The organism is Vibrio sp. bablab_jr001 (assembly GCF_016464285.1).
GTDB lineage: Bacteria > Pseudomonadota > Gammaproteobacteria > Enterobacterales > Vibrionaceae > Vibrio > Vibrio fluvialis.
Window position 1 is genome coordinate 1 of sequence record NZ_JACDWZ010000099.1, and the last position, 14,923, is coordinate 14,923.

General features: G+C 52.3%; 13 protein-coding genes, 2 tRNA genes and 1 riboswitch. Of the genes, 10 read left to right on the forward strand and 5 right to left on the reverse strand.

All coding sequences use genetic code 11. From position 1 onward, the window contains the following. Window positions 1–29 precede the first annotated feature (29 nt). From JIG40_RS17515 to thiH, 10 genes are all read left to right on the forward strand, one after another. Window positions 30–106 (forward strand) — tRNA-Asp (locus JIG40_RS17515). Window positions 107–165: 59 nt separating this feature from the next. After that, a tRNA-Trp gene (locus tag JIG40_RS17520) sits at window positions 166–242 on the forward strand. Between the two features lie 174 nt (window positions 243–416). Then, complete coding sequence (locus JIG40_RS17525; RefSeq protein ID WP_158151883.1) at window positions 417–1,799, forward strand: multicopper oxidase family protein; 1,383 nt, start codon at window positions 417–419, stop codon at window positions 1,797–1,799. Between the two features lie 139 nt (window positions 1,800–1,938). After that, window positions 1,939–2,322 carry a fluoride efflux transporter CrcB gene (gene crcB, locus JIG40_RS17530; RefSeq protein WP_158147013.1) on the forward strand — a complete coding sequence of 128 codons (384 nt, stop codon included), beginning with the start codon at window positions 1,939–1,941 and terminating at the stop codon, window positions 2,320–2,322. 51 nt (window positions 2,323–2,373) lie between these two features. Further along, window positions 2,374–2,472: riboswitch (TPP riboswitch) on the forward strand. A gap of 110 nt (window positions 2,473–2,582) precedes the next feature. Next, a complete protein-coding gene (gene thiC / locus JIG40_RS17535; RefSeq protein WP_199465745.1) occupies window positions 2,583–4,532 on the forward strand; it encodes a phosphomethylpyrimidine synthase ThiC in 1,950 nt (649 codons plus the stop codon). 3 nt (window positions 4,533–4,535) lie between these two features. Then, a complete protein-coding gene (locus JIG40_RS17540; RefSeq protein WP_199465746.1) occupies window positions 4,536–5,741 on the forward strand; it encodes a thiamine phosphate synthase in 1,206 nt (401 codons plus the stop codon). Continuing rightward, on the forward strand, window positions 5,728–6,534 hold the full coding sequence (locus JIG40_RS17545; RefSeq protein ID WP_199465747.1) for a HesA/MoeB/ThiF family protein: 807 nt from the start codon (window positions 5,728–5,730) through the stop codon (window positions 6,532–6,534). Before JIG40_RS17540 ends, JIG40_RS17545 begins: the two co-directional genes overlap by 14 nt. Continuing rightward, window positions 6,531–6,737, forward strand: a complete 207-nt coding sequence (gene thiS / locus JIG40_RS17550; RefSeq protein WP_158151616.1) for a sulfur carrier protein ThiS — start codon at window positions 6,531–6,533, stop codon at window positions 6,735–6,737. Before JIG40_RS17545 ends, thiS begins: the two co-directional genes overlap by 4 nt. A gap of 5 nt (window positions 6,738–6,742) precedes the next feature. Then, window positions 6,743–7,507 carry a thiazole synthase gene (locus JIG40_RS17555; protein WP_061057065.1) on the forward strand — a complete coding sequence of 255 codons (765 nt, stop codon included), beginning with the start codon at window positions 6,743–6,745 and terminating at the stop codon, window positions 7,505–7,507. Between the two features lie 2 nt (window positions 7,508–7,509). Further along, a complete protein-coding gene (gene thiH / locus JIG40_RS17560; RefSeq protein WP_158142504.1) occupies window positions 7,510–8,622 on the forward strand; it encodes a 2-iminoacetate synthase ThiH in 1,113 nt (370 codons plus the stop codon). An 88-nt stretch (window positions 8,623–8,710) separates the two neighbouring features. Here thiH and choV read toward each other — a convergent pair whose 3' ends face one another. The 5 genes from choV to betB are packed head-to-tail and all read right to left on the reverse strand — an operon-like array spanning window position 8,711 to window position 14,917. Further along, window positions 8,711–9,895 (reverse strand): choline ABC transporter ATP-binding protein, encoded by a 1,185-nt coding sequence (choV, locus tag JIG40_RS17565; protein WP_165881513.1) that lies wholly within the window; start codon window positions 9,893–9,895, stop codon window positions 8,711–8,713. Beyond that, on the reverse strand, window positions 9,895–10,734 hold the full coding sequence (gene choW, locus JIG40_RS17570) for a choline ABC transporter permease subunit (RefSeq protein ID WP_199465748.1): 840 nt from the start codon (window positions 10,732–10,734) through the stop codon (window positions 9,895–9,897). Before choW ends, choV begins: the two co-directional genes overlap by 1 nt. Before the next feature lie 51 nt (window positions 10,735–10,785). Next, a complete protein-coding gene (locus tag JIG40_RS17575; RefSeq protein ID WP_158151619.1) occupies window positions 10,786–11,715 on the reverse strand; it encodes a choline ABC transporter substrate-binding protein in 930 nt (309 codons plus the stop codon). Between the two features lie 10 nt (window positions 11,716–11,725). Further along, window positions 11,726–13,447: a choline dehydrogenase gene (gene betA / locus JIG40_RS17580; RefSeq protein ID WP_199465749.1), complete on the reverse strand. Its 1,722-nt coding sequence runs from the start codon at window positions 13,445–13,447 to the stop codon at window positions 11,726–11,728. A gap of 9 nt (window positions 13,448–13,456) precedes the next feature. Continuing rightward, window positions 13,457–14,917 (reverse strand): betaine-aldehyde dehydrogenase, encoded by a 1,461-nt coding sequence (betB, locus tag JIG40_RS17585; RefSeq protein ID WP_199465750.1) that lies wholly within the window; start codon window positions 14,915–14,917, stop codon window positions 13,457–13,459. Window positions 14,918–14,923: the final 6 nt, after the last annotated feature.

The window sequence follows — 14,923 nt, forward strand, 5'->3', positions numbered from 1 at the left end:
AAATTTAGACTCTTGAGTCTAACCAGTGCGGAGCGGTAGTTCAGTTGGTTAGAATACCGGCCTGTCACGCCGGGGGTCGCGGGTTCGAGTCCCGTCCGCTCCGCCACTTATTTAAGACCTCAGCAGCAATGCTGGGGTTTTCTTCAATCTAGAAGACCAAAATTTAGGGGTGTAGCTCCAATTGGCAGAGCAGCGGATTCCAAATCCGCGTGTTGGGAGTTCGAATCTCTCCACCCCTGCCATTATTAAAGGCTCCAGCGATTGCTGGAGCCTTTTTTATTGCTTATCAATCTCTAAATAAGGTGGAAAATCCGGTTTACTTGGTTTTCCTTCTCTATTTCAACAACGCATCATTTACATTTTGTTGCGAATCAGTTTTATTACCAATCCAGAAAATATTGTTATCAGGACTGGTTATGGATCTTTCTCGCCGTCATTTCTTAAAATTGGGTTCTGCGTTGGGTGTTAGCGCCGCTTTACCAGCGTGTTCATTGCTTAAACTGACATCGAAAGAGGACGAATATGTTTATCAGTTGACGGCTGAGCCGGCACAAGCATCGCTGGTTCCGGGTTACTCTACATCAGTTCTGGGCTTCAACGGTTCTATTCCGGCTCCTACGATACGTTGCCGCCAGGGGCGGAAGGTGACGATTCACTTCACCAATAAGCTGGATGAGCCGACCACGATACACTGGCATGGCCTGCGTATTCCTATCGCGATGGATGGGGTTCCTTTCCTTAGTCAACCTCCTATCATGCCCGGTGAGAGCTTTACCTACGAGTTTACGCCGCCGGATGCCGGGACCTTTTGGTATCATCCGCACATGAACAGCGTCAAACAGCTTGGTATGGGCTTGGTTGGCCTGATCATCGTTGAAGAAGCTGAACCTGTTGTATTTGATGAAGAGCATGCGCTGATGCTTAAACATTGGCATCTTGATAAAAAAGGGCAATGGAAGGATTTAATGATCCCTCGTTACAGCGCGCGTATGGGTACACCAGGTGAATGGGGTACGGTCAATGGTAAGCACAATCCACAGTACACAATTAAACAGAATGCGACGGTGAGAGCTCGAATCGCTAACGTGGATAACACTATTACCTATCCGATCGCTGTTGAAGGTGTTGAGGCTTGGGTGATTGCTATTGATGGCAATCCGATCGAAACACCATATCAGCTAACACAGCATAAGATAGGCCCGGGAATGCGTTTGGATATCGCCTTTATCGCGCCAAAAGCTGGCGATAAGGTTTATGTGCGTCAAATGAAGGGTAAGTTTGCCTTTCCTCTGTGTGAATTCCTCAGTGAGGAGTCCTGGCTCGCGAGTGATAAATCTATCCCATCGCTGCCGTTAAATCCTATTGCACCCGTGAAGCTCTATCAGGCGCAGGAAATCGACTTTGTGTTTGAATGGGAAGGAGCCGTGACTCCTGCGGATAAGAGTGGCCATGCTGTGCCGAATTTTTGGCTGGTCAATAAACGGGCCTGGGAAGGTATGAGTGCTGGCGATATTCCAGAGCCATTGGCAAAGCTGGAGTTGGGGAAAACCTATATTTTCAATCTGCGTAATGTTACTCAGTATCACCATCCTATCCATCTGCATGGCCACACTTTTACCGTGCTTGAACTTGATGGAAAAACGCTGGAAAAGCCATTCCATACCGATACCGTATTGCTGGGTAAAAATGGCAGTGCCAAAGCGGCGTTTGTCGCTGACAACCCAGGTCGATGGATGTATCACTGTCATGTTATCGAGCATATGAAAACGGGCTTGATGGGCTTTATCGAAGTTGCTTGAATAAGTGACTCCTGTAACGTTTGTATTTATCCTCACTTTGGCAGGCTAATTGCTGTTATTGAAAACTATTTTTTTACTCGTTGTGGCTCATTTTTAGACGGTGAGCCATTACAATGATTGCAACAAATTGGGAGGGTACATGGGGCAGTTGGCAATTTTAGGTTTGATTGCAATCGGTGGAGCAATTGGTGCTTGCTCACGCTATTTGGTCTCTGAATGGTGTGTGACGCTATTTGGGCGCAGTTATCCATACGGTACGTTGACCGTTAACATCGTCGGTTCTTTTATCATGGGACTCTTAATCGCAGCCTTTGAGAATGAATGGTTAGCTCCTTATCCTTGGCGTCAGATTGTCGGTCTGGGATTCCTTGGTGCGTTAACGACGTTTTCAACGTTCTCGATGGATAACGTACTTCTAATGCAACAAGGTGCTTTTTTTAAGATGGGGCTTAACGTACTGCTCAATGTACTGTTGAGTATTTCTGCTGCCTGGGTTGCGTATCAATGGTTGATTCGAGGCTGATTAAAAACTCTACTTTTCTGCTTGTTTAGCGAAATGACTTCTCTATAATGACTTCACTTGTCGGAGTGCCATAAGGCTGAGACCGTTTATTCGGGATCCGTTGAACCTGATCAGGTTAGAACCTGCGAAGGGAACAAGAGAAGACAATCTCTGGCGATCTGTGGATCGTCGTATCTTCAGTTCCAAGATCTGTCTGATCACCTCTTGTCGCATCTTTCCGCCAAGCATTTATCCCTAAAATCCTAATAAAGGAAAATGCTATGTCGAATCGCAAACAAGCGAGACTGGAAGCCAAACAGTTTATTGAAACTCTCTCGGTACAGCCGTACCCAAATTCAAAGAAAACATACCTGACTGGTTCGCGCGATGATATCCGCGTGCCAATGCGCGAAATCTCTCTCGCCGATAGCCTGATTGGCGGCACAAAGGAAGCGCCCGTTTACGAAGCGAATGAACCAGTGTGCGTGTATGACACTTCTGGTGTGTACACTGATCCTGATTACACCATCGACCTCTATCAGGGGCTGCCTAAGCTGCGTGAACAGTGGGTTATGGAGCGCGAGGATACCGAAGTTCTCGCGGGCATGAGCTCGGAGTACGCACGTGAGCGTCTGGCTGACCATACACTGGATGAACTGCGTTACGGTAACCTGCCAATCATTCGCCGTGCTAAGGCGGGCCGCCGCGTGACTCAGCTTCACTACGCGCGTCAGGGAATGATCACTCCAGAAATGGAATACATTGCGCTGCGCGAAAACATGGGGCGTCGTCGTTACCAAGACGAACAGTTGAACCGTCAGCATCCGGGACAAAACTTTGGTGCCAACCTGCCAAAAGACATTACCCCTGAATTTGTTCGTCAGGAAGTCGCTGAAGGTCGTGCAATCATTCCATGCAATATCAACCACCCAGAATCAGAGCCGATGATTATTGGCCGTAACTTCTTAGTGAAGGTGAATGCGAACATCGGTAACTCTTCAGTGAGTTCGTCAATTGAAGAGGAAGTTGAAAAACTGGTTTGGGCAACCCGTTGGGGCGGCGATACCGTAATGGATCTGTCGACCGGACGTAATATCCACGAAACGCGTGAATGGATTCTGCGCAATAGCCCCGTGCCGATTGGTACGGTACCTATGTATCAAGCATTGGAAAAAGTGAATGGCATTGCCGAGAACCTGACCTGGGAAGTGATGCGCGATACGTTGTTGGAACAGGCAGAGCAGGGTGTGGATTACTTCACCATTCACGCCGGCCTGCTGCTGCGCTACGTGCCGATGACTGCGAAGCGAGTGACGGGTATTGTTTCACGCGGCGGTTCTATCATCGCTAAATGGTGTCTGGCTCATCATCAGGAAAACTTCCTTTACACTCACTTCCGTGAAATCTGCGAGATTTGTGCGAAGTACGACGTGGCACTGTCGCTGGGCGATGGCCTGCGTCCGGGGTCGATTGCTGATGCTAACGATGAAGCGCAGTTTGCCGAATTGAGAACATTGGGCGAACTGACTAAAGTGGCGTGGGAATACGATGTGCAGGTGATGATTGAAGGCCCTGGGCACGTGCCAATGCACATGATCAAAGCCAACATGGATGAGCAGCTGGAACATTGCCACGAAGCACCATTCTACACTTTAGGCCCATTAACTACCGATGTTGCTCCGGGTTATGACCACATCACTTCCGGCATTGGTGCCGCGATGATCGGTTGGTTTGGTTGTGCCATGCTGTGCTACGTGACGCCTAAAGAGCACTTAGGGTTGCCGAATAAGGAAGATGTAAAAACCGGTCTTATCACCTACAAGCTCGCTGCGCATGCGGCTGATTTGGCCAAAGGGCATCCTGGCGCGCAGATTCGCGACAACGCGCTGTCTAAAGCGCGCTTTGAATTCCGTTGGGAAGACCAGTTCAACCTGTCGCTGGATCCGGTGACAGCGCGCGCGTTCCACGATGAAACGTTGCCGCAGGAGTCAGGCAAGGTCGCGCATTTCTGTTCGATGTGTGGTCCGAAATTCTGTTCGATGAAAATCTCGCAGGAAGTACGCCGCACGTACGCCAACGCAGACATGGCGACCGGCGAACAAGCCATTCAGGTCAAGATGCTCGACGATCCGCTCGAAGGCATGCGCCAGAAATCTCAGGAGTTCGTAGCTTCAGGATCCGAACTTTATCACCCAGCGGTTGCGTCAGCAGAGACAGTGACTGAGGAATAAATCGTGAAATTACTTATCCCATCTCAGAGTATTGAACTGACGGGAGAAGTGCAGCGGGTGCTATTGCTCGCCGAACAACAGGGCTTTGCGATTGGACATATCGAGTTGGGCGTGAGCTCAACTCCTTATTTGCAACTTGTTGGCGACACGACTCTCAGTTTGTCCTGTAATTGGTTTACTCAAGTTCAACCTGATGCGGATTGGGTGCTGCACTATGGTGCTGCGGCCAAAGATTTGTCTGCCTCGCTCGTGCATGATGGTTGGATTTTTATTGGCGAAGAGCCGCACCAAGGCCGTGTTATTGATCGTTGGCAACATTCAGACGAAGTCCGTCACCTGCTTCAGGTTAACGCGCTGGAACCTGCCGACTGTTGGCGTCATTTAGCATGGGTGCTGGCGTGCTTGAGTCTTGATTTCCCTATCGAAGATGCTTTGGTGTTGAGTCGAGCAGCCATGAATGTTTCACGTGAAACATGGCCATACGACTACCGACACTTTCCTCAACCACAAACCCAATCCGACCTTTCCGCTTTTCCAACCCTGACACCGGAATCACTGGGTGTTTACCCGGTGGTGGATGATGTCCGCTGGATCGCGCAGCTATTACCGCTGGGTATCACCACCATTCAACTGCGCATCAAAGACCCGTATCAAACCGACTTGGAACAGCAGGTGATTGAAGCCATTCGTCTTGGCCGCGAGTTCGGGGCGCAGGTGTTCATTAATGATTATTGGCAACTGGCGGCAAAACATGGTGCTTACGGCGTGCATCTGGGGCAGGAAGATCTGCAGACGGTCGATTTGAATGTGCTATTGGAGAATAACCTTCGACTGGGTTTATCCACCCACGGTTACTTTGAATTGCTGCGCATTCACCAATTGGCGCCGAGCTATATTGCCTTAGGTCATATTTTCCCGACTACCACCAAACAGATGCCTTCTAAACCGCAGGGACTGGTGCGCTTGGCGTTGTATCAGCGACTGCTTGATTCGATGCCTTATGGCGACGCAGTTGGTGTGCCCAGTGTGGCGATAGGTGGGATTGATGCGCTCAATGCTGAGCAAGTTCTGGCGTGCGGAGTAAGCAGCATCGCAGTGGTGAGAGCTATCACTGAGGCAAAGAACGTGGCCGCGGCTGTCGACACGTTGCAGCATATCTTAGCGTCGTCGCTGGCGTCGTCTAAGGAGCACAGCAATGTTGTCGGATGAACAATTTGTACGGTATCAGCGCCAGATTTCGTTGACTGAGATTGGCGAGCGTGGCCAACAAAAGCTACTTAATGGCCGAGTATTGGTCGTCGGTTGTGGCGGTTTAGGCACGGCCGCGGCGCAATATTTGGCGGCAGCCGGTGTCGGCCATCTTGTGATTGCCGATGACGATTGCGTTGAGCTGTCCAATTTACATCGCCAATTGGCGTATCGTGCAACTCAGCTCAAGCAACCGAAAGTCGCAGCCTTGGCACAAACGCTGGCGGCCATCAATCCTGAATGCCGGGTCAGAACCGTGCAGCGCAGAATGGACAGTAATTTACTGAGCTTGGAAGTCAGTCAAGCTGATATCGTGCTGGATTGCTGTGACAATCTGGAAACGCGGCATGCGATCAACGCCGCCTGTTTTTCTGCGCGCAAGCCACTGATCTCGGGTTCGGCGATTGGCTGGGAAGGTCAGTTGGTGGCGTTTGATTTTGCCCATCAGCCTTTAGGCTGCTATCGCTGCTTGGTACCGGACGATGTGACGCCAACTTCGGGGCGTTGCACCGATCTAGGAGTGATGGGGCCTGTGGTGGGTTCCATCGGCAACCTTCAGGCGCTGATGGCGATGCAATGGCTGCTGCAACTCAACAACTTCCAATCTCATCAGGTAATGCGTTTTGATGGTCTCACCATGCAGTGGCAAAAGTGGCGCTTGCTGAATGACCCCGATTGCTCGGTTTGCAGCGCGTCTCAATCCGACCATCAAACCACAAACCTGGCATCCCCAATCAATGAGGACGTGTTATGACCATCACGATTCACATCAACACGCAGCCGCACTCCGCGCAAGCCGGTAGCACGTTGGCGAATGTGCAAACTCAGCTTGAACTGCCCGTGCAAGGCTGCGTGTTTGCGATTAACGATCAGGTTATTCCTCGTGGTTTATGGCACCAAATGGTGCTCAGCGACGGTGACCACATTTCTCTTTTTCAGGCGATTGCAGGAGGCTGAACGCCATGTTAACCATAGCTGATAAAACTTTTCGTTCCCGCCTTTTAACCGGGACGGGCAAATTTGCCAATCGTCATCTGATGGCCGACGCTATTCGTCATTGTGAATCTGAGCTGGTCACGATGGCGCTTAAGCGCGTCGATTTAGCCGAACGTGATGATGATATTTTGGCTCCGTTGATTGAAGCGGGGATTCATTTATTACCGAACACCTCGGGGGCGAAAACAGCGCGCGATGCGGTTTTTGCTGCGCACTTAGCTCGTGAAGCATTGGGGACGTCGTGGCTCAAACTGGAAATCCACCCAGACCCGAAATACCTGATGCCTGACCCGATCGAAACGTTGAAAGCGGCGGAGCAGTTGGTGAAAGATGGCTTTACCGTGCTGCCGTATTGCCATGCCGATCCGGTGCTGTGTAAAAGGCTAGAGGAAGTGGGCTGCGCCGCGGTCATGCCGCTCGGTGCTCCGATTGGTACCAATCAGGGGCTGAGTTCAAAGACCTTTCTGGAAATCATCATCGATCAGGCGAACGTGCCAGTGATTGTCGATGCCGGCATTGGCGCACCTTCGGATGCGGCGCTGGCGATGGAGATGGGTGCTGACGCCGTGCTGGTGAATACCGCTATCGCTACTGCGCGCGACCCGATTGCAATGGCGCGTGCCTTCAAGCTCGCAGTGGAAGCGGGGCGACTGGCTTATGAATCTGGCCTGGCGGCGCAACACCAACACGCTGCCGCATCGAGTCCGTTCACTGCATTTCTGGATGGTTAACGATGAGCTTTGTACAAAGATTCAACCAACTTGGTTGGGATGACATTAAGTTGTCGGTGTACGGCAAAACCGCGGCTGACGTTGAGCGAGCACTGGCGAAAAGCAAACGTGACGTGGAGGACTTCAAGGCTCTGATTTCTCCGGCTGGTGAAGCGTATCTGGAACAAATGGCGCAACTGTCTTATCAGGCGACTCGTCGCCGCTTTGGCAACACCATGTCGTTTTACATTCCGCTCTATCTGTCTAACCTGTGTGCCAACGCCTGCACGTATTGCGGTTTTTCCATGGAGAACCGCATCAAACGTAAAACCTTGACACAAGCGGAAGTGGAGAAGGAGATTGCGGCGATCAAACAGATGAAGTTCGACAGCGTGCTGCTCGTTACTGGTGAGCATGAAACCAAAGTTGGTATGAACTACTTTCGTCAGATGCTGCCCGTGATCAAGCAGTCGTTCCATTATCTGGCGATGGAAGTGCAACCGCTGAAGCAGGAAGAGTACGCTGAGCTGAAAACCTTAGGGCTCGACGCAGTAATGGTGTATCAGGAGACGTATCATCCATCGACGTATGCGCAGCATCATTTACGTGGCAACAAGATGGATTTTGATTTTCGTCTCGACACACCAGACAGATTGGCCAAAGCAGGGATCGATAAAATTGGCTTAGGGGCACTGATCGGTTTGGAGGACTGGCGCACCGACTGTGTCTATGTTGCTGAGCATCTTCACTACTTGGAGAAGACTTACTGGCAATCACGTTACTCGATTTCGTTCCCGCGTTTGCGGCCCTGTGAAGGGGCACTACAGCCGAAGTCTGTCATGAGTGACAAACAACTGGTGCAGTTGATTTGCGCGTTTCGTCTGTTGAACTCGGAAGTGGAGCTGTCATTGTCGACCCGTGAGACGCCACAGTTTCGCGATAACGTGGCGATGTTGGGTATCACCAGTATGTCGGCGGCATCGAAAACTCAGCCGGGCGGCTATGCTGATCCGAAAGCCGAACTGGAGCAGTTTGCGACCAGCGATGAGCGTCCTGCCTGGCAAGTTGAGCAGGCAATCAAAGCCAAGGGTTTGGAAGCGGTTTGGCACGACTGGCATACCGTTTACTCTGGCTGAGCGGTGACAATGTTTCACGTGAAACACAAAAAGGCGACCTTTTGGTCGCCTTTATTTTATCTAGCACAGCGAAATATTTTCATTGGATTCAAGCCGCTTGAGCCTGATGATACTTTCCAAGCAACGCGTGATAGAAGTCGTGGTCGCTCAAGGTACCCACCAGACGATTGTTCTCCATCAGCAGAATCGGGTTGCCAGTGTGGTAGCGAATTTCAATTGCATCACGCATATCGATATCCGGACTGGCCATGACCAAAGATTGTTGGCTCAGCTGTTGATGCTGCATCTCGGCGTGCCATTGAATCAGCTCCAATGGTGTATCACCAGACACGACCCATTGCTGCTCACGCTGTTCAACCCACACATTCGACTGCTGACAGATTTGCCAGCGACCGTTGTCCTGAATGAGGTCGTCACAGCTGTTCATCAGCGAGCGACCTTTCAGAACGTTGAGCGGATTTGTGTGGGCAACGAAGTCCTGTACGTATTGCGTTTTTGGCGTCAGAACAATTTCTTCCGGTTTGCCATACTGAATCAGTTTGCCTGATTCCATGATAGCAATGCGTGAACCAATCTTGAGCGCTTCATCCAGATCGTGGCTGACGAATACGATGGTCTTATTGAGCTGTTGTTGCAGGCTTAACAATTCATCCTGCAGTTGGCTGCGAATCAGCGGGTCGAGGGCGGAGAACGGTTCATCCATCAACAAAATGTCGCTGTCCATCGCAAAGGCGCGGGCCAGACCGACGCGTTGCTGCATACCGCCGGATAACTCATGGGGAAATTTCTTCTCCCATTCCGACAAGCCGACCATGGCCAGCTTTTCACGTGCGCGCTGGCGGCGTTCGCTTTTACCGATGCCTTGCATCTCCAGACCAAATGCCACGTTATCCAGCACATTCAGCCACGGCATCAGCGCGAACTTCTGAAAGACCATCGAGACTTTATCGGTGCGCAGGTGACGTAAGGTTGCTTCATCGCAGTGCGCAAGGTCGACACAATTGTCGCCATCCTGAATTTTCAGGGCGCCACGCGTAATCGGGTTGAGGCCATTCACAGCTCGCAGCAGGCTGGATTTTCCCGAGCCTGACAAGCCCATCAACACGCAGATTTCACCTTGTCGAACATCCAAGCTGACATTATCCACACCCACGACTAATCCTGTTTCGTCGATGATTTGCTGACGACTTTTGCCTTGGTCCAGCAGGTCGAGAGCGGGTGCTGTGTTGGCACCAAACACCACATCCAGATTTTCAATACTGATAGCGTTCATTACGACACCTCCTTGCTATTGGGTGCTTTGCATAGACGGTCGAGAATGATCGCGACCAGAACAATGGCCAGGCCAGCCTCAAATCCCTGTGAAATATTGACGGTGTTGAGCGCGCGAATGACCGGTTTACCCAAACCATCGGCACCGACCAGGGCAGCAATGACCACCATCGATAATGACAACATGATGCACTGAGTCACGCCCGCCATGATGCTGGGTAATGCGGCCGGCAATTCGACTTTGAACAGCAATTTCATATTGCTTGCACCAAACGCTTTACCCGCTTCAATCAGTTCTTCCGGCACGCGAGTCACGCCGAGATAGGTCAGGCGAATCGGTGCGGCGATAGCAAAGATAATGGTAGAGATCAGACCCGGCACGATACCAAGGCCGAATAGCACCAGAGTTGGAATCAGATACACGAAGGTCGGTACCGTTTGCATCAAATCGAGAATCGGACGCATCACGGTGTACATCCAAGGTCGGTGCGCGGCCATGATGCCCAGAGGGACGCCAATTAATACGGAAATCGTTGTCGCGGCAAACACCAAAACAAAAGTTTCCAGCATTTCCTGCCAGTAGCCCAGGTTGAGAATCAGCAGCAGCGCCGCGATGATAAAAATGACCAGTGACAGACTGCGGTGCAGCCACCAGGCGAGAGCGGCGGTGACCACGATCGGTACTGCTGGAGGAAACCATTTGAAGACATCGACCAGCACCATGATGATGCTCTCGAACAGAAATGAGATGGCGTCAAAGAAGCCGGACGCGTGCAGAGTCAGCCAGTCGACCCCGGTTTCCATCCAACTGCCTAACGGAATTTTGTGATCGCTAATCATAGTTTGATAAGTCCCTTAAGAAAGGTGGAGTGGAACTCCACCTGTTCCGAGTTAAACGTCTGAGTTGAGGTAGTCTTTGATGGCTTGCTCAGCAGGTTTGCCATTGAGTGTGGTTACCTTGTTGAGCCACTTTGACAATACTTCCGGGTGCTCACGCAACCACGCTTTGGCCGCCTTCGATGGTTGCTGACCTTGGTTGAGGATCGCTTCCATCAACGCATTTTCCATCTCCAGATTGAAAGAGAGGTTGTTGAGCAACTGGCCGACATTCGGACATTGCGAAACGTAGTCCTGACGCACGTTGGTATACACGTTGGCCCCGCCGTAGTTTGGACCGAAGAAATCGTCACCGCCGCTGAGATACTCCATCTCAACGTTGCTGTTCATTGGGTGCGGTGCCCAACCGAGGAAGGCGATCCACTCGTGTCGGCGCACGGCGCGTTTCACCTGCGACACCATACCGGCTTCGCTCGATTCAACCAGATCGAATGATTTGAGCTCAAAAGCGTTCTTGTCGATCATCGACTGAATCAGGCGGTTGCCATCGTTACCCGGTTCGATGCCGTAAATACGGTGCTTGAACTCTTCTGCGTGTTTGGCCAGATCAGCGAACGATTTCACCCCGGCGTCATACACGTATTTCGGTACCGCCAGCGTGTATTTGGCGCCTTCGAGGTTGGCGCGCAGCGTTTCCACTGTGCCAGAGTCACGGTACTTGGCAATGTCGCCTTCCATGGTCGGCATCCAGTTACCGAGAAAGACATCAATGTCGCCGTTCGCCATCGATGAGTAGGTGACCGGTACGGACAACAGGTCGGTTTTGGTCTGATAGCCGAGACCATGCAGCAGTTCCGTTGTCACTGCGGTGGTGGCCGTAATGTCGGTCCAGCCGACATCGGCGAAGCGAACGGTGCTACAGCTGTTAGCGTAGGCGTTGAGTGAGAGCAGCGTGGCTGCCGTGAAGGTCATGACTTTACGCATGGGTATTTCCTTATTTTGTTATCAATTCCACAGACGGTTGAGTATCCAGCGCACGTTTTGGCGCGGTTTCTCGTTGTTGGGTCTGCCATTGCGGTGCGATCCACACAGGGGCTTCGCTTGGGGCAAGCAGTGCTTTACCCAACAGAAGGTCTGCGGCGCGCTCGGCGACCATAATGGTCGGCGCGTTTAAATTGCCGTTTGGAATGGTTGGAAAAACGGACGAATCCACCACTCGCAGCCCATCAATTCCCCGTACCCGGCAAGCGCTATCGAGTACGGCCATCGCATCATCGTCGGCGCCCATTTTGCAGCTGCACGACGGGTGATAGGCACTTTCTACGTTTTGTTTCACCCAGGCGTCGATGTCAGCGTCACTGCTGACCGCCAGACTGGGTTGAATTTCGTCACCGCGATAACTATCCAAAGCAGGTTGAGCCAGAATTTCACGCGTGAGGCGAATGCAATCACGCCAATCCTGAATATCCTGTTGCTCGGAAAGGTAACGGAACAAAATGGCTGGTTTGTGCTTGGGATCGGCGGAACGAATCCAGATACGACCACGGCTTAATGGTTTGTTCGGGCCGACATGGACCTGAAAACCATGGCCGTCGAACGCGGTTCGTCCGTCATAGCGCATAGCAGCTGGTAAAAAGTGGTATTGAATGTTGGGCCACTTGAGTCCGGCGCGAGAGCGAATAAACGCACAGGACTCAAAATGGTTGGTGGCGCCCAAGCCACGTTTGGTCAGTATCCATTCGGCACCAATCATGCCTTTACTGAGCAAACCCAGCTTACTGTTCAGTGTGATCGGTTGTTGGCAGCGATACTGGAAATAAATCTCCAGATGATCCTGCAAGTTTTCGCCCACACCGGGCAGTTCGTGTTGTACTTCAACGCCGGCATTTTCCAGTACGTCACGCGGACCAATGCCGGAAAGTTGCAGCAGTTGCGGAGAGCCGATCGATCCGGCGCAAGAGACCACTTCACGGTTGGCAAATGCCACCTGAATCTGGCGGTTGCGTTCAAATTCCACACCAATTGCGCGCTTGTTTTGCAGCACCACTTTGCGGCTCAGCACACCTTTCAGCAGGGTCAGGTTGTTGCGTTTGAGCGCGCGGCGCAGATAAGCGTTGGCGGTGGAGGCGCGTACGCCGTGGTCGACGGTCATGTGCATCGGGCCAAAGCCTTCTTGCTGGTAACCGTTGTAGTCGTCAGTTTGCGGGTAACCCGCCTGCTGACCGGCGTCGATGAACGCCTGATAGAGCGGGTTGAGCCTCATGTCGTTACCGTTGCAGGTCGCCAGTGGGCCATCGCCGCCACGGTATTCATCCGCGCCGCCGCTCCAGCGTTCAGCACGTTTGAAGTACGGCAAGCACGACGCGTAATCCCAGCCTTTAGCACCTTGCTGTTGCCACTCATCAAAGTCGCAGGCGTGGCCTCGGACATAAACCATGCCGTTGATTGAAGAACTGCCGCCGAGCACTTTGCCACGCGGGCAGTGCAGGGCGCGGCCATCGAGGCCGGGCTCTGGCAGCGATTCAAATTGCCAGGCGTATTTGTCGCTGTTCATCGGGTAAGAGAGCGCGGTGGGCATCTGAATGAAGATGCTTTTGTCACTGCCGCCGGCTTCCAGCAGCAGCACTGAGTGTTCACCACTTTCCGTCAGACGATCGGCCAGCACACAACCTGCCGAGCCCGCACCGATGATGATGTAGTCAAAGTGTTGTTTCATGCTGTCTCCTTACGCATACGGACCGACGAAATCATCCAGTTCCACCAACACACTTTTTGTCTGAGTGTAATGGTTTAGCGTTTCGATGCCGTTTTCACGACCGACACCGGAGAGCTTAAAACCGCCAACAGGCATCGGAGCCGGAGAGTCTCCCCAGGTGTTAATCCAGCAAATACCCGCTTGCAGCTGGTGGATGACACGGTGCGCGCGCGACAGGTTCTGAGTGAACACGCCTGCGGCTAAACCATAGTGCGTGTTGTTGGCGCGCTGGATGACCTCCTGCTCGTCGCTGAACTTCATGACGGCCATCACCGGACCAAAGATTTCCTGCTGCACAAAACTCATCGCTTCGTCGCAGTCGACGAACACCGTCGGCGCAACGAAGTTACCGTTAGCCAGTCCGTTGTCCGTCACCTGATAGCCGCCGGTCAGCAGTTTGGCACCGCTTGTTTTGGCGCTGTCGATAGCGGCCAGCACTTTGTGCATGTGGTTTTTGGAAATCAGCGCACCAATCTGTGTGTTCGGATCTTGCGGATCGCCCACGATCAGTTTTTCAGTGCGACACTTCAGCTGATCGATGAATGCGTCGTAAAGGTTTTCATGCACATAAACACGGGTACCGTTAGTACATACTTCGCCTTGGGTGTAGAAGTTGGCGGTCATCGCCGCGGAAACTGCCTGATCCAGCTTGGCATCATCGAACACCAGCAGTGGGGACTTGCCGCCAAGCTCCATGGTGACGGATTTGAGTGTGCGCGCGCTGTCCGCCATCACAGCTTTACCTGTGCCGGTTTCACCCGTGAAGGAAACTTTGGCAATCGCCGGGTGCGCGGTCAGCATCTGGCCGACGCGGCCATCGCCTTGCACGACGTTAAACACACCATCCGGCAGGCCCGCTTCGGTGAAGATTTCCGCCAGTTTCAATGCGGTGAGCGGCGTTTCTTCGGACGGTTTAAAAATCATTGCATTACCCGCAGCCAGAGCCGGAGCCGATTTCCACATCGCGATTTGAATCGGGTAGTTCCACGCCCCAATCCCGGCGCAGATGCCTAACGGTTCTTTGCGGGTGTAGAAAAACTGGCTGGCGGAGAGCGGCTGTTGCTCGCCTTGCAAGGCAGGAGCGAGGCCAGCGAAGTATTCGATGACGTCAGCGCCGGTGGCGATATCAACGCAATCTGCTTCCTGAATCGGCTTACCGGTATCGAGTACTTCCAGCAGCGCCAGTTCGTCGTTACGTTCACGCAATATGGCGACTGCTTTGAGCAGAATACGGCTGCGTTCGACAGCAGTCATTGCTGACCAAATCGAGAAACCGCGCTGCGCAGAATCAATCGCGTCCTGCACATCCTGAGCGCTCGCAAGGCCCAAAACCGCAAGCGGTTCGCCGGTGGCCGGGTTGTATGAGGTAAAGGTTTCCCCGGATGACGCGTGTTTTAACGCGCCATCGATATAAAGTGATGCTTTTTCCATTTGAAG